19 protein-coding genes are annotated in these 22,938 nt (G+C 66.3%); 11 read left to right on the forward strand and 8 right to left on the reverse strand.

The features are described 5' to 3' along the window. Positions 1-42: 42 nt before the first annotated feature. Together AB4Z16_RS21210 and AB4Z16_RS21215 are read right to left on the reverse strand one after the other, a co-directional pair. A complete protein-coding gene (locus AB4Z16_RS21210; RefSeq protein WP_441513329.1) occupies positions 43-531 on the reverse strand; it encodes a CinA family protein in 489 nt (162 codons plus the stop codon). A 4-nt stretch (positions 532-535) separates the two neighbouring features. Beyond that, positions 536-1,771, reverse strand: a complete 1,236-nt coding sequence (locus AB4Z16_RS21215) for a bifunctional 2-C-methyl-D-erythritol 4-phosphate cytidylyltransferase/2-C-methyl-D-erythritol 2,4-cyclodiphosphate synthase (RefSeq protein ID WP_441513330.1) — start codon at positions 1,769-1,771, stop codon at positions 536-538. Positions 1,772-1,876: 105 nt separating this feature from the next. On the opposite strand from AB4Z16_RS21215, the gene dusB reads away from it, so the two are divergent. From dusB to hflX, 7 genes are all read left to right on the forward strand, one after another. Next, positions 1,877-2,905: a tRNA dihydrouridine synthase DusB gene (gene dusB, locus AB4Z16_RS21220; protein ID WP_441513331.1), complete on the forward strand. Its 1,029-nt coding sequence runs from the start codon at positions 1,877-1,879 to the stop codon at positions 2,903-2,905. A 108-nt stretch (positions 2,906-3,013) separates the two neighbouring features. After that, the gene (locus tag AB4Z16_RS21225; protein ID WP_441513516.1) at positions 3,014-4,072 is read left to right on the forward strand and encodes a two-component system sensor histidine kinase NtrB; all 1,059 of its coding nucleotides are present in this window, start codon (positions 3,014-3,016) and stop codon (positions 4,070-4,072) included. Positions 4,073-4,080: 8 nt separating this feature from the next. Beyond that, on the forward strand, positions 4,081-5,532 hold the full coding sequence (gene ntrC / locus AB4Z16_RS21230; protein ID WP_441513332.1) for a nitrogen regulation protein NR(I): 1,452 nt from the start codon (positions 4,081-4,083) through the stop codon (positions 5,530-5,532). Positions 5,533-5,651: 119 nt separating this feature from the next. Beyond that, positions 5,652-7,934 (forward strand): sensor histidine kinase NtrY-like, encoded by a 2,283-nt coding sequence (locus AB4Z16_RS21235; protein ID WP_441513333.1) that lies wholly within the window; start codon positions 5,652-5,654, stop codon positions 7,932-7,934. Beyond that, positions 7,934-9,301, forward strand: coding sequence for a nitrogen assimilation response regulator NtrX (gene ntrX, locus AB4Z16_RS21240; protein WP_441513334.1), 1,368 nt, complete (start codon positions 7,934-7,936; stop codon positions 9,299-9,301). Before AB4Z16_RS21235 ends, ntrX begins: the two co-directional genes overlap by 1 nt. A gap of 200 nt (positions 9,302-9,501) precedes the next feature. Beyond that, entirely contained in the window at positions 9,502-9,750 is a 249-nt protein-coding gene (gene hfq, locus AB4Z16_RS21245) for an RNA chaperone Hfq (protein WP_038365847.1), read from the forward strand. 73 nt (positions 9,751-9,823) lie between these two features. Further along, complete coding sequence (gene hflX / locus AB4Z16_RS21250) at positions 9,824-11,152, forward strand: GTPase HflX (protein WP_441513517.1); 1,329 nt, start codon at positions 9,824-9,826, stop codon at positions 11,150-11,152. 236 nt (positions 11,153-11,388) lie between these two features. Here the strand turns inward: hflX and mazG are convergent, their stop codons facing one another. Continuing rightward, positions 11,389-12,222, reverse strand: a complete 834-nt coding sequence (gene mazG / locus AB4Z16_RS21255) for a nucleoside triphosphate pyrophosphohydrolase (protein ID WP_441513335.1) — start codon at positions 12,220-12,222, stop codon at positions 11,389-11,391. Between the two features lie 154 nt (positions 12,223-12,376). Between mazG and arfB the strand changes: the two genes are divergently transcribed. Both arfB and AB4Z16_RS21265 read left to right on the forward strand, forming a co-directional pair. Then, positions 12,377-12,796 (forward strand): alternative ribosome rescue aminoacyl-tRNA hydrolase ArfB, encoded by a 420-nt coding sequence (arfB, locus tag AB4Z16_RS21260; protein ID WP_441513336.1) that lies wholly within the window; start codon positions 12,377-12,379, stop codon positions 12,794-12,796. Between the two features lies 1 nt (position 12,797). Then, positions 12,798-13,358 carry a regulatory protein RecX gene (locus tag AB4Z16_RS21265; RefSeq protein ID WP_441513337.1) on the forward strand — a complete coding sequence of 187 codons (561 nt, stop codon included), beginning with the start codon at positions 12,798-12,800 and terminating at the stop codon, positions 13,356-13,358. A gap of 24 nt (positions 13,359-13,382) precedes the next feature. On the opposite strand, the gene AB4Z16_RS21270 is transcribed toward AB4Z16_RS21265, so the two are convergent. Then, positions 13,383-14,360, reverse strand: a complete 978-nt coding sequence (locus AB4Z16_RS21270; RefSeq protein ID WP_441513338.1) for a Bug family tripartite tricarboxylate transporter substrate binding protein — start codon at positions 14,358-14,360, stop codon at positions 13,383-13,385. A gap of 173 nt (positions 14,361-14,533) precedes the next feature. On the opposite strand from AB4Z16_RS21270, the gene AB4Z16_RS21275 reads away from it, so the two are divergent. After that, positions 14,534-15,031 carry a class I SAM-dependent methyltransferase gene (locus AB4Z16_RS21275; RefSeq protein WP_441513339.1) on the forward strand — a complete coding sequence of 166 codons (498 nt, stop codon included), beginning with the start codon at positions 14,534-14,536 and terminating at the stop codon, positions 15,029-15,031. Between the two features lie 52 nt (positions 15,032-15,083). Here the strand turns inward: AB4Z16_RS21275 and AB4Z16_RS21280 are convergent, their stop codons facing one another. Genes AB4Z16_RS21280 through AB4Z16_RS21295 form a run of 4 tightly spaced genes read right to left on the reverse strand, consistent with a single transcriptional unit; the run spans position 15,084 to position 20,390 of the window. After that, the gene (locus AB4Z16_RS21280; RefSeq protein WP_441513340.1) at positions 15,084-16,100 is read right to left on the reverse strand and encodes a M23 family metallopeptidase; all 1,017 of its coding nucleotides are present in this window, start codon (positions 16,098-16,100) and stop codon (positions 15,084-15,086) included. 1 nt (position 16,101) lies between these two features. Continuing rightward, positions 16,102-17,235 carry a helix-turn-helix transcriptional regulator gene (locus AB4Z16_RS21285; RefSeq protein ID WP_441513341.1) on the reverse strand — a complete coding sequence of 378 codons (1,134 nt, stop codon included), beginning with the start codon at positions 17,233-17,235 and terminating at the stop codon, positions 16,102-16,104. Positions 17,236-17,274: 39 nt separating this feature from the next. Beyond that, positions 17,275-18,675 carry an HlyD family type I secretion periplasmic adaptor subunit gene (locus AB4Z16_RS21290; RefSeq protein WP_441513342.1) on the reverse strand — a complete coding sequence of 467 codons (1,401 nt, stop codon included), beginning with the start codon at positions 18,673-18,675 and terminating at the stop codon, positions 17,275-17,277. Beyond that, complete coding sequence (locus tag AB4Z16_RS21295) at positions 18,675-20,390, reverse strand: type I secretion system permease/ATPase (RefSeq protein WP_441513343.1); 1,716 nt, start codon at positions 20,388-20,390, stop codon at positions 18,675-18,677. Before AB4Z16_RS21295 ends, AB4Z16_RS21290 begins: the two co-directional genes overlap by 1 nt. Positions 20,391-21,250: 860 nt before the next feature. Here AB4Z16_RS21295 and AB4Z16_RS21300 point away from each other — a divergent pair. Then, positions 21,251-22,660, forward strand: coding sequence for a calcium-binding protein (locus tag AB4Z16_RS21300; RefSeq protein WP_441513344.1), 1,410 nt, complete (start codon positions 21,251-21,253; stop codon positions 22,658-22,660). The last annotated feature ends 278 nt before the right edge of the window (positions 22,661-22,938 follow it).

Genomic DNA, 22,938 nt, shown 5'->3' on the forward strand with positions numbered 1-22,938 from the left:
TACCTTCCGGCGATCTGGCGCCGCCTGTCCCGCCGAGACAGCTCAGCGCGCAGCGTCCCGCAGCAGTTCGAGCGCGACGATCACGGATAGCCGCCGGATCTCGTCGCGCGACAGGTTTCCGAAGCGCATTTCGCGGTGGACGGTTCCGGTGGCCGTCGCGCAGGCAAAATGCACGAGGCCGACCGGCTTGCGCTCGGTTCCTCCGCCGGGACCTGCGACGCCGGTGATCGCCACAGCCAGATCCGCCGACAGCCTGGCGCGCCCGCCTTCGGCCATGGCGCAGGCGACCGGCTCGCTGACCGCGCCATGGGCCGCGAGCAGATCGGTCGCCACATCGGCAAGCGCTGTCTTGGCTGCGTTGGAATATGTCACCAGACCGCCGTTCACGACGTCGGAGGAGCCGGCAATCGCCGTGAGCGCTCCCGCGACAAGGCCGCCCGTGCAGGATTCGACGGTGGCGACCTTGAGACCGGCCTCGCGGCACAGGGCCAAAACGGTCTCGGACAGTGTCGTGACTTCGGCATCGAACATCGCGCTACTCCGCTTCGGGCAACCGGATCGTCGCCGTTCCCAGCGCGACGAGCCCCTCGCGCCGGCCCGTGAAGCCCATGCGCTCGGAGGTCGTCGCCTTGATTGCGACCTTCTCGACGGGAATGCTGGCGGCCGCTGCGATCGCGGCGCGGATGGCCTCGCGATGCGGCCCGACCTTCGGCGCCTCGCAAACGATCGTCAGATCGAGATGGTCGATGCGCCCGCCGCGCAGCCGCACCCGTTCGGCGGCGAAAGCCAGGAACTGTGCGGACGCCGCGCCGCGCCATTGCGGGTCGCTCGGCGGAAAATGCGTGCCGATATCGCCATCGGCCAGCGCACCGAGCAGGGCATCCGTCAAGGCATGGAGCGCCACGTCGCCATCCGAATGGGCTACGACGCCGCGTTCATGCGCGATCCTGACGCCACCGAGCCAGACATGATCGCCCGGACCGAAGGCGTGGACGTCATAGCCGGTGCCGACTCGCGTCACGAGCGTCTGCCCGGCGCGTGCATCCATGCGGCGGAAATCCTCGGCACGGGTCAGTTTGATGTTGGCGATCTCGCCCTTGAAGGTCGCGACGGGGTGGCCGGCCCATTCCATCAAGGCCGCATCGTCGGTGAAGCCGTGCAGCGCCACCGCTGCCGCAGCTTCATGCGCCGCCAGGAGCGGTTTGAAGCGGAAAGCCTGCGGGGTCTGGACGGTGACGAGCTGGTCGCGCGGCGGAGTCTCCGCGACATGGCCGGCGGCATCGATGCGCTTGACCGTGTCCGTGACCGGCAGGGCGGGGATCGCTGCCAATCCGCCGTCGCCGAGCGCGCCGATCGCCGCGCCGATCAGCGCCTGCGAGACGAAGGGGCGGGCGGCGTCATGGACCAAAACGATACCGTCGAAACCCTCGCGTGCAAGCGCGAGCAATCCGCGTCGCACCGAATCCTGCCGGGTCGCGCCGCCCGGCGTCGGAGCCGCGAGGCGGTCGTCGTCAATCCCGGCGACGGCATTGGCGTAGCGGGCTTCATCGTCCTCGCCGATGACGACCACCACACGGCCGATGGCGGACTCCACCAGGAAGGGCGCGAGCGCGCGTGCGAGGACCGGCACGCCATCGACCAGCCGGTACTGCTTCGGCTCGCCTGCGCCCGCGCGCAAGCCACGTCCGGCAGCGACGAGCAGCGCGGCCACCGGAGCGCCGGTATCGGCATGGTCGGAAGACGACAGGGGTTCCGCGGAATGGCTGTTCATGCGGCAGCCATAGCCAATTCCGGCGGCGCTGGGCAGGGGGTGACTCTGCTGCAATGCAGCATCAACCTCTAAGCTCTTGCGCTCCCGCAGCATTGTCCAATAAATATGCATATCGAGAGTTGCCTTAAAAGCAGGCTTGGCCGTTTGAACATCGCAGGAATATCCATCGAAACCCGGGCCTTTCTTGCACCGATGTCCGGCGTGACCGATATCGTCATGCGCCGGCTCGCGGCGCGGCGCCATGCCGGGATCGTCGTTTCGGAAATGGTGGCCTCGGACGAATTTGTCCGCGGCAGCGAGGAAGCGCGCATCCGCGCGGAAGGCGAGGGCGTCTCGCCCCATGTCGTCCAGCTCGCCGGCTGCGATCCTTATTGGATGGGCGAGGCCGCGCGGCTGGCCGAGGCCAATGGCGCAGCCATCGTCGACATCAATATGGGCTGCCCCGCGAAGAAAGTGACCGGCGGCTGGGCCGGCTCCGCGCTGATGCGCGATCTCGATCACGCCGTGGCATTGGTCGAGGCGGCGGTCGCCGCCACCGCCGTGCCGGTGACGGTCAAGATGCGACTGGGCTGGGACGACGCCTCCCGCAACGCCCCGGAGCTCGCGCGCCGCGCAGTCGCCGCAGGAGCGCGGATGATCACCGTGCATGGCCGGACCCGCCAGCAATTCTACAAGGGCAAGGCAGACTGGCGCGCTATCGCCGCAGTGCGGGCGGCCGGAGATTTTCCGCTGGTGGCGAACGGCGACATTCACGATGTCGCCGATGCCGAAGCCTGTCTCTCCGAGTCGGGAGCCGATTTCGTCATGATTGGACGGGCGGCTCTCGGGCGGCCCTGGCTGGTCGGCGAGATCGGTGCCGCGCTCGACGGTCGCAAGCTGGCGCCGTTGACGCTGGCCGAAAAGCTCGGCGTCGCGCGGGAGCATTATGAAGGCCTGCTGGCCTTGATGGGAGCAGCCCATGGCGTGCGCCACGCCCGCAAGCACCTCGCCGCCTATGCCGATGAGGCTGTGGCGGAGGGCTGCGAGCCGAATCCCGAACTGCGTCGGACACTGCTCACGTCGGAAGAGCCTCGCCAGGTGCTGACGGCGCTTGCGGGGCTGTTTTCGACCGAACGAAGCCGCGAAGCGGCCTGAGACGGAAAGGAAGGGCCGATGACGGCGCTATTTGCCGACAAGGGGCTCGCGAGCGAGCGTACCTATCTGCTCGACGCTATCGAAATACAGACGCTGAACGTCCTGCCGATGCCTGTCCTGGTCATCGGCGAAGGGCATGTGGTCATCTACGCGAATACGGCGGCGGAAGATTTCTTCCAGTCGAGCGCCTCCATGCTCAAGCGCCAGCGCATCGACGATCTCGTCGCCTTCGGCTCCCCGGTCCTCGGGTTGATCGAGGAGGTGCAGCGCCGCGGCGCGAGCGTCAGCGAATACCGCCTCGACTTCGGCTCGCCGCGCCTCGGCAGTGATCGCACCGTCGATGTTTTTGCCTCTCCCTTGCCCAGCCAGGGCGACGCCGTCGTCCTGATGCTGCAGGAACGGACAATTGCTGAAAAAATGGACAGACAATTGACGCATCGAGGGGCAGCTCGGTCGATCACCGCACTCGGTGCCATGCTCGCCCACGAGATCAAGAACCCGCTCTCCGGCATCCGCGGGGCGGCGCAATTGCTGGAAGGTTCGATCTCGGATGCGGATCGCATGCTGACCCAGCTCATCTGCGACGAGACGGACCGGATCGTGAAGCTGGTCGAGCGCGTCGAGCTGTTCGGTGACGAACGGCCGAGCGAGCGCGACGCCGTCAATGTCCATGACGTGCTCGATCATGTGAAACGGCTGGCGCAGTCGGGCTTCGCCCGCCACATCCGCTTCTCCGAAGTCTACGATCCCTCCCTGCCGCCCGTCGCGGGCAATCGCGACCAGCTCGTCCAGGTCCTGCTGAATCTGGTCAAGAACGCCGCCGAAGCCATTGGCGAACATGCGATAGACGGCGAGGTCACGCTGACGACGGCCTATCGCCCGGGCATCCGTATGCAGGTTCCCGGGTCGTCCGAGCGGATCGCGCTGCCGCTCGAAATCGTCATCCGCGACAACGGCCCGGGCGTGCCGCATGACCTCGTTCAGCACCTGTTCGATCCCTTCGTCACCACCAAGGCACAGGGAAGTGGCCTTGGACTTGCACTTGTCGCCAAGGTGATCGGCGATCACGGCGGAATCGTCGAATGCGAGTCCGTTCCCCGCCGCACGCAATTCAGGATCCTTCTGCCGCTGCACCAGCTTGGTCAGGGCAGTCAACGCAAGGCCTAAGCGAACACATGCCGACCGGTCATATCCTCGTTGCCGACGACGACGCCGCGATCCGCACCGTCCTCAATCAGGCGCTCGCCCGGGCCGGCTACGAGGTCCGTACCACCGGCCAGGCCGCGACGTTGTGGACCTGGGCCGCCCAGGGCCTCGGCGACCTGATCATCACCGACGTCGTGATGCCGGACGGGAATGCCTTCGACCTGCTGCCGCGCATCAAGCGCGTGCGGCCCGAGCTGCCGATCATCGTGATGAGCGCGCAGAACACCTTCATGACGGCGATCAAGGCGTCCGAGCGCGGTGCCTACGAATATCTGCCCAAGCCCTTCGACCTGAAGGAGCTCGTCGCCATCGTCGGCCGCGCCATGTCGCGCCCCCGCGGCGAGGCCGCACGCAGCCACGCCGCCGAGCCGGAGGACATCCCGCTCATCGGCCGCTCTCCCGCGATGCAGGACGTCTATCGCGCGCTGGCCCGCCTGATGCCGATCGACCTGACCGTGATGATCAACGGCGAGTCGGGCACCGGCAAGGAGCTCGTGGCGCGCGCCCTGCACGACTACGGCAAGCGCAAGAACGGCCCCTTCGTCGCCATCAACATGGCGGCGATCCCGAAAGATCTGATCGAATCCGAATTGTTCGGTCATGAGAAGGGCGCCTTCACCGGGGCCCTGACCCGCTCCTCCGGCCGTTTCGAGCAGGCGGAAGGCGGCACGCTCTTCCTCGACGAGATCGGCGACATGCCGATGGAGGCGCAGACCCGCCTCCTGCGCGTGCTCCAGCAGGGCGAATATACGACCGTCGGCGGGCGCACCCCGATCAAGACCAATGTCCGGATCATCGCCGCGACCAACAAGGATCTGCGGATCTCGATCGCGCAGGGCCTCTTCCGCGAGGACCTGTTCTTCCGGCTGAACGTCGTGCCGATCCGGCTGCCGCCCCTGCGCGAGCGCGTCGAGGACATCCCCGATCTCGTGCGCCACTTCTTCTCGCTGGTCGAGAAGGAGGGGTTGCCGCGCAAGCAGGTCGATTCGGAAGCGATGGACGTGATGCGTCGCTACCGGTGGCCCGGCAATGTCCGCGAGCTCGAGAATCTGGTGCGCAGGCTGGCGGCGCTTTATCCACAGGAGACGATCACCGCCCCCATCATCGAGGCCGAATTGCAGCCTGCTGCGGCGGGGCCGGGCTATTCCGGCAGCTCGGCCGCCCCGGAACGCGCGGAGACGCTGTCCGGCTCGGTCGAGCGCCATCTCAGCCAGTATTTTGGGGGGTTCGGCGACAACATTCCCCCGCCGGGCCTCTATCACCGCATTCTGCGCGAGATCGAGCCGCCGCTGATAGCTGCCGCGCTGGCGGCCACGCGCGGCAACCAGATCCGTGCCGCCGAGTTGCTCGGCCTCAATCGCAACACGCTGCGCAAGAAGATCCGCGAGCTGGACATGCAGGTTGTCCGCTCGCCGCGTTGAGGGCGCGCGAGCTCGCCTTGTCTATGTCATATTTTGACAACACCGTTGCGGCGGCGCATCAGTGGCGCCGTTAGGCGGCGCCATGCTTCGGCGGTGCTGCATCGGAGTTGTCAAAACACGTGTCCGCTTCCGCAACTGAAGCCAGAATGATGCCGCGCGGCGAGGAGAAATCCCGCCGCGTCTCCGGCTGGATCGGCGGGATCATCGTCTTTCTGGCGCTGGTCTCGGCGCTGCTCACCTTCCTCGTCCTGTCGGGCGCGACGCCGATCGCCCCGGTGCATGAGGTCGTGATCGGCGTCTTCGTTCTCAATGCGCTTCTGATTCTGGCTCTGCTCGTCGTCGTCGCCATCGAGGCGGCCGTGCTGATCCGCGCCCGCAAGGCGGGAGCTGCGGCGGCCGGGCTGCATGTGCGGATCGTCGGCCTTTTCAGCATCGTGGCAGCGCTGCCGGCCGTTCTCGTCGCGGTGATCGCAACCGTCACCATCGAGCGGGGCCTGGAGCCCTGGTTCTCGGACCGGATGCGGGATGCGATCTTCAAATCGGTCGAGGTGGCGGATGCCTATGCGGCGAGCCAGTGCCGCTCGCTGGGCCGCGAAATCCGTGTGCTCGCAGACGATCTCACGCGCGCCAAACCTGCCTATGACGCCGACCGCAAATGGTTCGAGAACTTCCTAACCTCGCGCGCGACAGCGCTCGGCGTCCCCGTCGCCGCGATCATGCAACCGCCGGACAAGGTTCTGGTGCGCGCCAATATCGACGTGTTGAAGGACGCTCCCAAGCCTGATCAGGCCGCTTTCGACGACGCCCAGTCGGCACCGGAGCCGATCTGCGTCATCCCGCGCACCGGCCGGGTCTTCGGGGCGGTGGTGAAACTGCCCGCCTACGGCAACAGCTTCCTGCACATCGCGCGGGAGGTCGACCCGCTGGCGGTCGAGTTCCCGGCGGTCGCGCGTGGCGCGGCTGTTGAATATCTGTCGATCGATGCTCGCCGCAAAGGCGTCCAGGTCGCCTTCGCTTCGATGTACGGTCTGATCGCGCTGATCCTGCTGCTCTCGGCGATCTGGCTTGGCCTCAGCTTCGCCAACGGCCTGGTCGCTCCGATCAGGCGGATGATTCATGCCACCGATCAGGTCTCCAGCGGCAACTTCTACGTCCAGGTGCCGATCCGAAGATCGGAAGGTGACCTGGCCCATCTCGGAGAGACCTTCAACAAGATGACGGCGGAGCTGCGCCGCCAGCGCGACAGCCTGGTAACGGCGAGCGAGGTCATCGACAGGCGACGGCGCTTCACCGAGACCGTGCTCTCGGGCGTCTCGTCGGGCGTGCTGAGCCTCGATGGCGATGGCCACATCACGACGATCAATCGCTCGGCCGAGGCGCTCCTGGGTACCGGCGGCCGCCTGCTGGGCAGGCCGATCGCCGAGATCGCCCCCGAGGTCGCGGGCCTGGTCGCCGACGCGCTGCAGGGCCGGCAGCGGCAGATCTCGGGGCAGGCGACGCTGACACGCGCCGGGCAGGACCGCATGGTCAATATTCGCGCCGTGCGCGAAGGCGAGGGGCTCAGCGCCGGTCTCGTGGTGACGCTGGACGACATCACCGATCTCGTCTCCGCCCAGCGCACCGCCGCCTGGGCCGATGTCGCCCGGCGCATCGCTCACGAGATCAAGAATCCGCTGACGCCGATCCAGCTTTCGGCCGAGCGGATCAAGCGCCGTTTCGGCCGCGTCATCATCGAAGGCAAGGATGTCTTCGACCAATGCACCGACACGATCGTGCGGCAGGTCGAGGATATCCGGCGCATGGTCGACGAGTTCTCCTCCTTCGCTCGCATGCCGAAGCCGTCGCTGGCGCGCGAGGATATCGTCGAAACGGTTCGTCAGACTGTCTTCCTCTGGCGGGTCGGCAACCCGGAGACGACGATCGAGGAAAGCCTGCCGGCGGAAGCCGTCTTTGCCCGCTTCGACCGCCGCCTGATTTCCCAGGCTCTGACCAATGTCATCAAGAACGCGACGGAAGCGGTCGAGGCGGTTCCGGCCGACGAGCGCGGCCAGGGTCGCATCGACGTCCGCCTGGAGCGGCGCGACGACGGGCGCGTCGTCATCGAGATCATCGACAACGGCAAGGGGCTGCCGGCCGACCAGCGCCAAAAGCTGCTGGAGCCCTATATGACGACGCGCGAAGGGGGCACCGGTCTCGGCCTCGCCATCGTCGGCAAGATCCTGGAGGACCATGGCGGCGGCATCGAGCTGCTCGACCGCCCGGACGCCTCCAGCGGTGCCAGAGGCGCCCGCATCCGCCTCTGGTTCCCTGAAACCGGCCCTTCCGAGGCCAATGGCGGCGATGATGCCGCCCGGCCGGGTTCCGGCCCGGTCACTCATGATTCGCAGAATGGGATAGGTTGATGAGCGCTGACATCCTGGTGGTGGACGACGAAGTCGATATCCGCGATCTGGTCGCCGGCCTTCTCGAGGACGAAGGCTACCGGACCCGCAAGGCGGGCTCCGCCGACGAGGCGCTGGCCGCGATCGCGGCGCGGCGGCCGAACCTCGTCTTCCTCGACATCTGGCTGCAAGGCAGCCGCCTCGACGGCTTGCAGGTCCTCGAGCTGATCAAGGAGAGTCACCCGGATCTCGCGGTGGTGATGATCTCCGGCCACGGCAACATCGAGACGGCGGTGTCCGCGATCAAGAGCGGTGCCTACGACTTCATCGAGAAGCCGTTCAAGGCGGACCGGCTCGTCCTCGTCGCCGAGCGTGCGCTGGAAGCGTCGCGGCTGCGCCGCGAGGTGCGGGAGCTCAAGACCCGTTCGGTCCAGGCCAACCGCATCGTCGGCCGCACGACCGTCGTCAACCAGCTCCGCCAGACCATTGAGCGGGTCGCGCCGACCAATGCGCGCGTCCTGATCACGGGCGAGCCGGGCTGCGGCAAGGAGCTCGCGGCGCGGACGCTGCACGAGGCGTCCACCCGCTCGCACAGCCCCTTCGTCGTCATCAATGCGGCGACGATCACGCCCGAGACGATGGAAGAGGAGCTCTTCGGCGTCGAGGGCGGGGACGGGCGCTCGCGTCGCGTCGGCGCGCTTGAGGAGGCGCATGGCGGCTCGCTCTACATCGACGAGATCGGCGACATGCCGCGCGAGACGCAGAACCGCATCCTGCGCGTGCTGGTCGACCAGAACTTCCAGCGCGTCGGCGGCGCGACGCGGGTCCATGTCGACGTCCGCATCATCTCCTCGTCGAGCCGCGATCTCGCGCAGCTGATCGCCGAGGGGCATTTCCGCGAGGACCTCTATCACCGCCTCAGCGTCGTGCCGATCCGCGTTCCCGCGCTCTCCGAACGGCGCGAGGACGTGCCGGAGCTGATCGAGTTCTTCATGGACCAGATCTCGGTGGCGAGTGGCCTGCCCAAGCGGCGGATCGGCTCCGATGCGATGGCCGTTCTGCAGTCGCATGAGTGGCCGGGCAATGTCCGCGAGCTGCGCAACAATGTCGAGCGGCTGATGATCCTGACCAAGGGCGATCCGACAGCGGAGGTGACGATCGAGATGCTGCCGGCCGAGGTCGGCGCGATGGTGCCGACAACGCCATCGGGCTCGGGCGGCGAGCGGCTGATGAGCCTGGCGCTGCGCGATGCGCGCGAAATCTTCGAGCGCGAGTATCTGATCGCACAAATAGCGCGCTTCTCGGGCAACATCTCGCGTACCGCCGAATTCATCGGCATGGAGCGCTCCGCCCTGCACCGGAAGCTCAAGTCACTCGGTGTCGGCTAGCCTTTCGTAGGGTGCATCTGCACGCCACGCAGATGCACCTGCGAAAAAACGCGGCATTGCTGCACTTGCGTTGAAGACGAACTCGACGATCTAATGGAGCGTCGGTGTTCCGAGGCTGGCGGAATGCGCCGCCGACCCGAACGGAACGAACTGGATCGCGGGCGTAAACCGATCGTCGATCCCAACAACAGGGACTACCCATGGCCGCAGAGCGGGCTCAGAACCTCCAGGACACTTTCCTCAATCACGTTCGCAAGCAGAAGATTCCGCTGACGATTTTCCTTGTCAACGGCGTGAAGCTGCAGGGCGTCGTCACCTGGTTCGACAATTTCTGCGTGCTGCTGCGCCGCGACGGCCATTCGCAGCTCGTCTACAAGCATGCGATCTCGACCATCATGCCCGGCCACCCGGTGCAGCTGTTCGAGCCCGAGGAAACGGACAAGAACTGAGTTGGCGACAAGCCACAAGGACGACAAGGATCGGGCGGCCACGCGGGTCACAGGCGCGAAGCCGCTCGACGAGATCGAACGCGACATCGCGGCGAATACGCGCGCCTTCGTCGTGGGACCCTATCTGCAGAAGCGCGGCGTTTCCGTCGACGCCAACCAGCGTTCCTTCGCGGCGCGGCTGGACGAGGCCGTCGGCCTCGCGGCTGCGATCGACCTGACCGTCGTCGAGCCGGTCCAGGTGCTGTTGACCGCATTGCGGCCCGCGACCTATCTCGGCAAAGGCAAGGTCGAGGAGCTCGCGGAGCGCATCAAGATCGAGGAAATCGGCCTCGTCGTGATGGACTGCGCGCTGTCGCCGGTTCAGCAACGCAACGTCGAAAAGGCCTTCGGCTGCAAGGTCATCGATCGCACGGGCCTGATCCTCGAGATCTTCGGCCGGCGGGCGCGCACCAAGGAAGGCGCGCTCCAGGTCGAGCTTGCGCATCTCAACTACCAGAAGAGTCGGCTGGTGCGGTCCTGGACCCACCTTGAACGTCAGCGCGGCGGCTTCGGCTTCCTCGGCGGCCCCGGCGAGACGCAGATCGAGGCCGACCGGCGCATCATCCAGGAGCGCATGACCAAGATCGAGCGCGATCTGGAGAGCGTGAAGCGAACCCGTTCTTTGCACCGCGCGAGCCGGAAACGCGTGCCTTATCCGATCGTTGCGCTGGTTGGTTACACCAACGCCGGCAAATCGACGCTGTTCAACCGGCTGACTTCGGCCGAGGTGCTGGCGCAGGACATGCTCTTCGCGACGCTCGATCCGACCGCCCGGGCGATCAAGCTGCCGCATGGCGCCCGGATCATGCTCTCCGACACCGTCGGCTTCATCTCCGACCTGCCGACGCAGCTCATTGCCGCGTTCCGTGCCACGCTGGAGGATGCGATCGAGGCCGATGTCCTGCTGCATGTCCGCGACGTCTCGCATGAGGACACGCAGGCGCAGGCCGCGGATGTCCAGGCGATCCTGCGCGATCTCGGCATCAACCCGGATGACGGCCAGCGCGTCGTCGAAGTCTGGAACAAGGCGGATCTGCTCGATGCGGCCGAGCGCGAACGCCAGCTCGGCGTCGCGTCGCTGCGTCCCGCCGAAACGCGGCCGGTTCTCGTCTCGGCGCTGACCGGCGAGGGCATCGATCGCCTGACCCGCGCCATCGAGACCCGGATCGCCTTGAGCCGCCCAGTCTACGCGCTCGAACTCGCGCCCGGCGATGGCAAGTCGCTGGCCTGGCTCCACGCCAACGGCGAAATCCTGGAGCGCGCGGACGCCGAGGACGGCAGGCTTAAGCTCGTCGTCCGCCTGCCGCCGGAGCGGGAAGGGGCCTTCACGGCCCGATTCCCGCAGGCCGAACGTCAGGGGTGACGGCCGGCGACGTCAGGTGCCGTTTATTGCTCGGATATGATCGGATTCTGCTGGTTGTTCACGGAGCCGCGGTCATCTCGCGCTTGACCCGGGATCTATGCCAGCGCGTTTCCGAGCACGGTTCAGCCATGGATACCGGCTCGGTGCTTCGCTCCGGCCGGGGTTAGCTGCACCCCTACGAAAGCCCGCGTGATCCGGCCCCGGAGCTCGTCTGCTCCTGGCGGCGACTATCGTGATCAGATCGCCTTCTCGGCCTTCTTCACCGCCTGCCAGAGCGCTTCCATCTCGTCGAGGCTCGCCTCCTTTGCGGTTCGGCCTTCCGCTTCAAGTTTTGTCTCGATACCCTTGAAGCGTCGCTCGAATTTCGCATTCGCGGCGTTGAGGCACGCCTCCGGATCGGCATCGACATGTCGGGCGAGATTGGCGATCACGAAGAGCAGATCGCCGATCTCCTCCTGGATGGCGGCCTTGTCGCCGCCAGCGAGCGCCTCGTCGATCTCCCCGGTCTCCTCGCGGATCTTGTCGAGCACGAGCCGGGCGTTGTTCCAGTCGAAGCCGACGGTCGAGGCGCGGGCCTGCAGCTTCCAGGCGCGGGTGAGGGCGGGCAGGTTGTGCGGCACGCCGGCGAGGACGCTTCTGTCCTCCTGCAGCGGCGGCAGGCCGGCTGCTTCGCGCGCCGCGGCCTTGGCCGCCTTCTCCTCGGCCTTGATGCGGTGCCACAGCACTTTCACTTCGGCCGGCGAGAGATCCCGCGCATCGCCGAAAACATGCGGATGCCGGCGGATCAGCTTGCTGGTGATCGCTTCCACCACATCCGGGAAGGCGAAGGACCCTTCCTCCTCGGCCATACGGGCATGAAAAACCACCTGCAACAGGAGGTCGCCCAGTTCGTCCTTGAGGTCGAGCTTGTCGCCGCGCGCGATCGCATCGGCAACCTCATAGGCCTCTTCGACGGTGTAGGGAGCGATCGATGCGAAATCTTGCTCCAGATCCCAGGGACATCCGGTTCCGGGCGCACGCAGCGCCGCCATGATCTCGATCAGCCGTTCGATGTCGCGAGAGGGCTTCAACGCTGTCTGTCCCCATGATCTGCGGTCAAGCATTGCTGCGCGAAAAAGTGGGAACCGGTTTTTCGCTGAAGCAATGCTCTAAACTTTCAGAATCGATCACGTTTTTCGCATTCGGATGTTTCAATCCGAATGCGACGTGATCTAGCTTCCTCCCATGATTCAAGTCACCCCGTCCATCGCCATCGACGAGAGCGAGATCGAGGAGAGCTTCGTGCGCGCCTCGGGGCCCGGCGGCCAGCACGTCAACAAGGTCTCGAGCGCTGTGCAGATCCGCTTCGACGTGCGCCGTTCGCTGTCGCTGCCGAACGAGGTCGCCATCCGCCTGATGAAGCTCGCCGGCAGCAAGCTGACGCAGGATGGCGTCATCGTCATCGTCGCCCAGACGCATCGCAGCCAGAAGCGCAATCGCGAAGAGGCCGTCGAGCGGCTGCTGGAGATGATCCGCGCCGCCGCGGTCCGCCCCACCGTTCGACGCGCGACGAAGCCGACCAAGGCGTCGAAGGAGCGCCGGCTCGCCTCGAAGGATCGCCGCTCCGGCGTCAAGGCCGGCCGATCGAAGCCTGCGGCCGACTAGCATGTCCGACAGCGCACGCCAGCCGGGGCAGGGGGCTCGCCCTGCCCGCGCCCCGCGGCGCATCACCGCCGACTATCTCCAGCGTGCGGCGATGCACTATCTTGAGCGCTACTCGGCCCCAGCCGCTCAACTGCGCCGCGTGCTGGCGCGCAAGATCGCCGTGAGCTGTCGGCATCACGGCGACGATCCCGCGCATCACGCCGCCGCACTGGACGATGTGATCGCCCGCTGCCTGTCCAGCGGATTGATCGACGATCGCCGCTTCGCCGAGGCGCGGGCGGCGACGCTGAGGCGCAAGGGGCAGTCGAGCCGCAACGTTATGGTCAAGCTGACCGCCAAGGGGATAGAGCGCGATCTTGCGGGCGAATTCGCGAACACCCATGCCGACGACGAAATCGCCGCCGCCCACATTGCCGCGAAGCGCCGCCGGCTCGGCCCCTGGCGCAGGCCGGACGAGCGGGCCGCCTGCCGGCAGAAGGATCTCGCCGCCCTGGCGCGGCTCGGCTTCGGCTACGCGACGGCCCGCAGCGTCATCGACGGCGATGCCGATAGCGCGTCCTGAACTTCAGGCTTCACTGAGGCGGCCTCACTCAAGCTTGACCTGAGCGTCCTTCACCACCTTGCCCCAGCGCTCGACCTCCGCCGTAACGAAGCGCCCGAAGGCGTCGCCGCTCAGGCTTGGGATCGGGGAGCCGTTCTTCTTCCAGGCCGCATCGATGGCCGGGGACTTCAGCGCTTTATCGACCTCCGTCCGCATCCGCGCGACGATCTCGGGCGGCGTTCCCTTGGGAGCCCAGAGCGCATACCAGGTCGAGACCTCGTAGCCGTCGAGGCCCGCCTCCTTGGCCGTCGGAACATCGGGCACAGCCTCCGAGCGCGTCGGCGAGGCAACGGCCAGAGCCCGCAAGGCGCCGCTCTGGATCTGGGCTGCCGAGGAACCGAGCCCGTCGAACAGGATGTCGACCTGCCCGGCGACGGTATCCTGCAAAGCTGGGCCGGCGCCGCGATAGGGCACATGGGTCAGCTTTGTCCCTGTCGAGAGCTGGAACAGTTCGCCGGCGAGATGATGCGTCGTGCCGTTGCCGGCCGAGGCATAGTTGAGCTTTTCCGGGTTCTTCTTGGCGAAATCGACCAGCTCGGCCACGGTCTTCGCCTGGACCTTGCCGGGATGGACGACGATGACCTGCGGCGGCTGGGCAACGACGGCGATCGGGATGAAATCGGTCTCGATGCTGTAATCGAGCTTTGGATACAGCGCGGGCGCGATGGCGTGGTGGGCGGCCCCGACGAAGAAGGTATACCCGTCCGGCTTTGCCTTCGACGCCGCGGAGGCCCCGACTGTCCCGCCGGCGCCGCCGCGGTTTTCGATGATGATGCGCTGGCCCAATTGCTGATCGAGCTGCGCGGCGAGCGGCCGCGCAAACGCGTCCGTACCGCCGCCGGCAGGGAAGGGCACGATGAAGGTGATCGGCCGCGCCGGCCAGGCTTCCGCCCACGCCGGAGCATGCATGGCCAGTACGGATGCGGCGGCGGTCGCCGCGATGAAGTATCGCTTCGTGATCATCGGCTCTCTCCCAGGGCGAGGCTCTTGCCGGCCTTCGCTGCGTGTCCGACAATGCGGACCGTCTTGCGGATTAGGCCATCGGGACAATCCGTTTGGCAAGCGCGTGGCCGAGATGCGTACCGGTTCCGCAATCTCGACTTGCGGCATCGAGCAGAGATTGGCAGGCGAAGATCATGAGCCGGCTCGACAGTTTCATCCGCCGTCTGAAGGCCCAGCGCAGCGTGCTGAACTGGGCAGCCGATTTCGCCGCGGGCAAGGACGGCCTGATCCTTGAGCTCGGCCTCGGCAATGGCCGGACATACGACCATTTGCGCGCGAGATTGCCCGGCCGCGACATCCATGTCTTCGAGCGCTCGCCCAGCCCGAATCCCCAATCGATGCCCCCGCAGCACCTCCTCATCATCGGGGAGATGGAGCAGACATTGCCGGCCTTCGCCGCCCGGCATGGCGCCGCGGCGATTTTGATCCATGTCGATGTCACGACGGGCGTGCCCATGCGCGACCGGGTGGCCTTCGCATGGCTGCCAGGACAAGTGGCGGCATTGGTGCAGCCCGACGGGCTGATCGTCAGCGGCTGGCCGCTCGACGATCCCGCCTTCGAGGCCGTGCCGCTTCCGGCCGAGATACCCGAGGAGCGCTATTTCGCCTATCGGCGCCGCGGCGCCGGCTGAAACCATCGTGGAGGGACGCGGCAAATCCGAAAGCCTGGGGACCAGGCTCGGCTTACGGGTGCGGCCGGTTCTGTTGAAGCTCGATATCGAAGCTTCGTTCGAGAACCTCGTTCTTGTCGTTGAGCACCGCGTATCGCGCGCGATAGGTGCCGCTTGCCCACCCGGCCGGTGGTTTCCGCAGACCCGCGAAGATCAGCGTCTGCGCCTGATTTCGCTCGAGCGGCGAGGCTTCATGCCTGGCGATCACCTGGCCGGACGGATTGCTCACGACGATCGATTGCACGTCGCCGATCTTGAGGCCGATGCCGCGGACATAGGCGACGAGCGCGGGGGCTTCGATGCCCGGGGGCGGCTCGGATTCGCCAGCCTCCAGCGTCGCCATCGTCACCGAGGCGGCAGCAAAGCCTGCATTCAACACCCATCGCGGCCTGTAGGCGAGCAGGGGCGCCGATGCGGGCTCCCAAAGCATGCGACCGCCGCCGCATGAATGAGGCGGCGCCTCGTAGGCGAAGGGGTCTGCGATCTCGCCGCGATAGCGGACGATGAAATGAAGATGCGGATATTCGGTCAGGCCGGACAGGCCGATCTGCCCGATCGCCTGACGCGCTTCGACCCGGTCGCCGACCTCGACGCGCAGGCTGCCGCGAGCCATGTGGCAGTATTGGGTCTGCCAGCCGGCCGAATGCTCGATCACGACGGCATTGCCGCATTCGGTGCCCTTCACGGCCGCCGCGCCGCTGTCGCGAACGGACATATCGGCGATGCCGTCGCGTCGCCGGACGATGCGGCCGGCGGCGGCAGCCAGAACCTCGACCCCGGCGCGCTGGGCAGCCATGGTCGGCAGGCGGAAATCCGTCCCGTTATGGCCGTCATAGGAGAGGGTGCCGCACTGAAAATCCCGCGCCGAGGATGTGGGGTCGGCGTCGACATAGTTTTGGATGAAGCAGTTGCGGCCGGGCTCGCAGGCGACCGGCAGGGCGAAGATCGGCGCCTCCCCGGCAAGGGCCGCCGGGACAACGAGAACGGCGACGGCCGCGGCCATGCAAAGACGATGGCCGCCGCCCGTCACATCAAGCCTCCTCATGCCGAAACAGGGGCTGCCCGCTGCATGAATTGGGAGGATGTATCTCTTCGGGAAAGAGCTGATCGCGACATCCCTCGACGAAGGGTGACAACGTCAAAATATAGAGCAGGAAAAACTCGATCTGCCGATTGATGCCGAGCTTGAGCATGATGCGTTTGATATAGGTCCTGACGGTCGCTTCCGTGAGATCGAGCGTCTGGCCGATCTTCCATGGCGGCTCCCCGCCCAGGATGCGCATCACGATTCTTTCCTCGGCCCAGGGCAGGCCGAAGGCCGTCGCAATCCGCTTGGCCCCCGCTGCCGGATCGATCTGCGGGATGACGACGAGCAGCCGGTCCATGTGCCGCTCGGTCGGCGCCGCGCCGATCCAAGCGAAGGCAAAGGCGCGATGGTCTGTCGACAGGGGAATGATCGTGTTCGTCCAGCCTCGCCCTGAGCGGGATGCCATCGTGTCGCGCAGCGCGTGGCGCAGGAGGTTGTTGACGAGGGAGTTGGGGCCGGCGAGGGCGCCATGGTCGAGGCGAACCGGGTTCTTCGCCTGAAGCATCTGCCGGCCTGCATCATTGGTTTCGAGGAGGCGTAGCTGGTGGTCGACGGCGAAGGCCGGAAAGGCCAGCTCCTGCAGCAGGGTGTCCAGACTCAGGTTTTCGTGTCGACGTTGCGTGAAACCCTGGGTCGTCGCCCAGATCACGCTCGCGGCGCGCGAGATGCAGACCATCTCCGCGGCCGAGAGGGAATGCGGCCGCCAGCCTGCCAGGAAAACCAGATCATTTCCGTCGCTCGCAGGCAGGCGCCCTGCAAGCGCGTATCCGGCCTCGCCCGCCTCCCGCCCGAGCAATTCCGCTATGAGCGTATCGGTCGCTTCGACCGCGAACAGCCCGGCGCTCTGCCAGTCCGGCCGATGCACCAGATGCGTGATCGCATCCGCCGAGGGCTGCACGTCACTGTCAAAGCCGACACGAACGGCGGCTGCCGCAAAGCCGTTCGGCGGGGCCAGTGTCAGGACAAAGCATCGCTTGCATTCGAGCAACCCGAGCATCGCCCGTCCGAAAGCTTCCAGGGCGAGAAGCGTCGCGGCTCTGCCAGGCGGCGTCGGCATGATGGAATCGTCCCGCAACATCGAGGCCTCCTCCGTCGCATTGATCCCCCGCCGTGTTGTTCAACTCTCCTTGAAGGCGCGCTGCACGCGTAGCATCAACGGCTGCAGCAGGTATTCCGCGAAAGTCCTGCGCCCGGTCTCAATGAAGATCTCGACGGGCATGCCCGGCTGAAGCGAGGCGAAATAAGGAGTGAGCTCCGGCGCTTGCTGGAGGTCAACCTCGGCCTTGTAGAACGACCTGCCTGATCTCGGGTCGATGAGCGCATCGGCCGTGACCATCGTGACGGCCCCGGCGAACAGGGGCGTGCGTCTCGAGTTGAGCGCGAGAACCCGCACGCGCGCGGGCTGCCCGACCCTTACCTCGTTGCGATCGCTCGGCTTTACCTCGCCCTCGACGATCAAACGATCCTGCATCGGAACGATGTCGAGCAGGGTTTCACGCGGATTGAGGACCGCGTTCAGGCTCCGCGTGTTGAGGCCGACGACGATACCTGCTTCCGGTGCGCGGATCTCGCTCCGAACCAGCATGTCGCGTGCCGCCGCTATGCGGTGGCGCGCATCGGCGATCCGTTCGCGCGCGGCGTGGCTCTGCTTGGCGATGTCCTCGAGCCAAGCGTAGACGGTTTGTCGACGCCTGTCCTCCAGCTCGGCGATCTTGCCTCTTGATTGGGCTACCGACGATGCATTTGTCGCAATCTGGGCTTCGACATCGGCTTCGGCTCGTTTGAGCGCAAGAACCTTCGGTCGCCGAGCCAGTCCCTTAGCCAGCAGAAAGTCTGTATCCTTGATTTCCTCCTGGAGGTAGGCGAGCTGCCGCACCAGGCCGCCAGAGCCGCTCTGAAGCCCTCGGATTGCTTCCTCCAGCTGCAATATCTGCTGATCGATGAGCTTGCGCTCCCCTTGGAGCGAGGTGGCCCTAGCCGCGAATTCGGAAAGCTGCGTCGCCATTGCCGACCGCGCCTCCCTGTTCGTCGTGTTGGTTTGCAGTTCGTCGGGGAACGAAACCTCGGCTGCGCCTGCCTGTTCCGCCTCAAGACGAGCCTCCATCGCAAGATCGGCGAAGAGCTTGGTTTCGAGAACCCCGATATTGGCCTCGATCTGCGTCGTGTCGAGCCGAGCGAGGAGCTGGCCGCGTTCGGCCTGCTCGCCTTCGCGGACGAGAATGGCTTTGACGATCCCGCCTTCGAGATGCTGCACCGCGCGGTGCTGCGACAACACCTTCACCACGCCAGGTGCGATGACCGCGCTCGCGAGCGGCACGGCTGCAGCCCAGGTGCCGAAGATGCCGAAGAGAAGGATCAGGAGCACGGCCCCCCAGCGCACGAGGGAGGTGGTCTCCGACCGTGGAAGATCCGTTAGCTGGGCCAGGTCGGGGCCGACGGCCCGGATGAGTGCGGCGGGCCGGCCGTCCTGCACGACGCTGAGCCCGCGCGACGGGGAGGGGGGGGCGACGGCAGGCATCAGCGCCTCCTGTCGATGATGTCGGACCTGGCCTTCTCATTCGGGGCAGGGCGTGAATGACGCATCGGCGTCGCGCCTGCCATGGTCTGCGGGAGCACTTCGCAGGGAGGACCAAACGCCACCTGGACGCCGTCCCGCAGGAAGAGAATGAGGTCCGCCACAGTGAAGAGGCGCGGGCGATGCGTGACGATGACCAGCGTGGTTCCCCGCGCTTTCGCCTCCCGGATCGCTGCGCACAGCGCCTCCTCGCCCTCCGGGTCGAGATTGGAGTTGGGCTCATCGAGCAGGATCAGCCTGCGCTTGCCGAAGAGCGCGCGGGCAAGCCCGATGCGCTGGCGCTGCCCGCCGGAGAGCTTGCTGCCATCCCGGCCGATATCGGTCTCGTAGCCGTTCGGTAGCGCCAGGATCATCTGATGCGCGTTGGCTTGCCTGGCGGCCCCGATCACGTCGGCATCGGTCGCAGTTTCATCGAAGCCGGCGATCGCCTCGGCGACGGTGCCACCCAATAATTCGACATCCTGGGGAAGGTAGCCGACATAGCGGCCGAGTTGATCCGGGTCCCAGTGCTCGAGCGAGGCGCCGTCCAGCCGAATCGTGCCCGTCGTCGGCTTTTCGAGCGCCGCGATCATTCGCAGCAATGTCGATTTGCCCGCACCTGTCGGGCCGATGACGACGATGACGCTGGCCGGGGGACAACGGAAGCTGATGCCCGCCAGGGCCGATCGCCTCGCATTCGGATTGCGAAACGCGACAGCGTTGATGTCGAGCGCGCCGAGGGGAGGCGGGAGGAGGGTCCGGCCCTGGCAAATCAGGGCGGAGGCGGCGGCGGCGCGCACGTGAACCCAGGCATCGCGCGCCGAGGTCAGCGTGCGCAGCCCGGCGACGAGCTGCTCCATCGGCGCCAAAGTGCGGCTGATGAGGATCGAGCTGGCCATCATGCTGCCGCTGAGCACTTCGTTCTGCAGCACCAGCCAGGCGCCGGTCCCGATCGCCGCGACCTGGAGCATGATCCGGACCGCGCGCGCGAGCGAGGCGATCAGGGCCACCCGCTCATTCGCCTTGACCACGGGCGCCAGCGCCGCGTCGTTGAGCCGGAGGAATTCGCGGATCGCTCCATGCGTCCACCCCATCGCCCGGACGAGGCTGGCATGGCCGACGATGCCGTCCAGGGCGCGTTGCGCGCGCAGGGCCGTCCCGGACGCCTCCGCCAGCTCGGCACGCGCCACACGCCCGCTCACGAACGCCAGCAGGAGCAGGAGCAGGGAGCCCATCAACGCAATCGTGCCGTACCACGGGTGGATCAGGTAAAGCACGGCGACGAAGGCCGGCAGGAAAGGCGCGTCGATCAAGGTCGAGGCGGTCCCGCTCGACAGGATGTTCCGGAGTTCGCGCACCCGGACCATGTCGTGAGTGCCGGCCTCGTTCCGCTTCGTCGAGTCCGTGATCGCCGCCTTGAGCACGAGCGGCGCGAGCAATCGCTCGAAGCTGACGGCGAAGCGCCCGAGCAGGCGATTGCGCAGGATGTCGAAGCAGGCGCTGAAGCCGAGCGCCACGACGGCGAGGCCAGTCAGCCCGACGAGCGTGTCGATATTGCCGCTCGTGATCACCCGGTCGAAGACCTGGATCGAATAGAAGGGCAGGATCAGCAGGAGCAGATTGATCGCTACGCTGAAGACGACGACCCAGAGCAACGCCCGCCATCCCGGGATCGCCATGAGAAGCCTGCTGCCCCTCAATAGGGCGGCGTCGGCGGTGACCCTGGTGCGGAACCCAGGGTTCCTGCGGCTTGCAGACGCGTCGGACATGTGTCCTCGGACTGAAAGAAGCGCTTGCGCGATGTTGCGGGAGGATGAAGCCGACCCGAAAAGCCGATGGGACGAGCTCATGCTCCGGCGCATTGGAGCGTGACGGGAGGCTGGCTTCAGATCGCGCCGTTTGGCGGACGCATCCGAAGCTGCGAAATTCCGATCCGGGGAGGGGAGCCCCTGTTGCCCAGCCATGTTGCTATCGGGAAATTCTCTAGCGCCCACGCCACCGCAGCCATGATCTCGCCTCCCTTGATCCAGCACGCCCCTTCGTGGATTTGCGCAACCACCGGACTTGGCCGGTGCCGCTTTGCAGCCATGGAAGGGCGGCCCGAAAGCGGAGAGGCGACGCTAGGGAAGCTTATCCTCCGGCATAATCCCCATTTGGTGACAGAAACGGTTTGAGGCGATGACCACCTGCAAGTGTCAGCGATCCGGGGATGCCGGACTTACCGGCGGCGTCGGTGCGCTTGCCTCGATAGCTGGGCCGAATCCATTCGGCGAATATTTGCATTGATTGCCGCGCAAATAGCAGCGTTGAGCGCTCGAATTCCCATAGATTAAGCCAGTTAGACTTGGGAAGTGAGCCTGGAATAGCGTTGGCCTCGACGGCTTTTGTCTCCAAATGGGGATTGCGCCGGCCCCCTGCATCTTCCTAGCTTTCGCCACCTTCGCAAATTTCTCGATCCGTGACGATCGATACCCTGCGCAAGACCGCGCATGGGCGGGCGCGTGCCTATGCGAGGGGCTCTGCAGCAGGGAGAACTGCCATGGCGATTATCAATGGTACACCCGGCGACGACATCATCCCCCCTCCGGATACGAGCGGTGACGACATTATTCACGGCTTCGCCGGCAATGACTCGATCGACGCGGACGGCGGCAACGATTTCGTCAGCGGCGGAGCTGGTGACGACGATATTCTCGGCGGCGTCGGCACTGATACGCTCGATGGCGATGCCGGCAACGACACGATCAGCGGCGGCGACGGTGACGACGTCGTCAACGGCAATGCCGGCAACGACATCCTGGCCGGCGATGCCGGTGACGATACCGTCAGCGGTGGCGCCGGCGACGACAATATTCTCGGCGGCGAGGGCAACGACACCCTGTCCGGCGATGCCGGAAACGACACGATCGGCGGCGGTGATGGCGACGACGTCATCAACGGCAACGCCGGGGACGATACCCTGTCCGGGGATGCCGGGAACGATACCCTCAATGGCGGCGCCGGCAACGATACCGTCGATGGCGGTGATGGCGACGATATCCTCAACGGGGCGGCAGGTGCCGACACGCTGAACGGCGGGGCCGGGGTCGACACGATGGACGGCGGCGCCGGCAACGACACCTTGAACGGCGATGCCGGTGACGACGTCATGAACGGCGGTATCGGGAACGATACGCTGAATGGCGGCGACGGCAATGACGTCATGAACGGCAACGCCGGCAACGATACGATGAGCGGCGATGCGGGCGCCGATATCATGGAGGGCAACGCCGGCGACGACGTCATGGACGGCGGCGATGGCGACGACACCATGGGCGGTGGCGATGGCGACGACACACTGGAGGGCGGAGCCGGTCTGGATACGCTCAATGGCGGCGACGGCGATGATACGCTGAGCGGCGGAGCGGATGCGGATACGCTGAATGGCGACGCCGGCGACGATGAGCTGAGTGGCGGGGACGGCAACGACACGGGCCACGGCGGTGACGGCAACGACGCCCTGACTGGCGGGGCCGGAAACGACACCCTCTGGGGCGACGCCGGAGACGACGAGATCAAGGGTGACGCCGGCAGCGACGAGCTCCATGGCGGCGAGGGTAACGACGAGCTCGACGGCGGAAACGGCGCCGATAACCTATACGGCGACGCTGGCGATGATCTGCTGACGGGCGGCGCAGGCACCGACACCTTCCATTTCGGTGACGGTGCTGACACTCCGTTTGGCGATGACGAAGTCACCGACCTCAATGCGGGGGACGAGGACGTCATCGAAGTCGATGTTGCCGACCCGGCGACTGTCGAGGTGACGGTGGACGATTCCGGCCCCAGCGTCGTTCTCGATTTCGGCTTCGGCACCATCCAGATCGACGGTGTTTCGGGCGGCGGCACGTTCACGTCGATCGACGACATCAACAACGCGCTGGGATACGATGCCATCACGCTCGTGTGACATCGCCTTGTCGAGGGCGGCGGCGCTGGTCGCCGCCGCCCGCCGCGAACCGGGCATCCCGTTTCCGCATCGTGCCATTGGGGGCTGTGAGGTCACGCGGAAGAGGTCTTCGTCGCTTTTTTGCGACAGCCGGAACCCGCGCGCTCCCGAAGTCCTAGTGAAGGTCGGCGACAGGCCTCGCGCGGGCAGACAGAGCTCTGTGGCGTGGACGACGTTTGATCGTCCGGGAGGGCACGCGACGACGACAGGGGACGTCGCTCCCGGCAGCAAGAGCTGTT

This window comes from Allobosea sp. TAF32 (assembly GCF_052113585.1).
Lineage (GTDB): Bacteria > Pseudomonadota > Alphaproteobacteria > Rhizobiales > Beijerinckiaceae > Allobosea.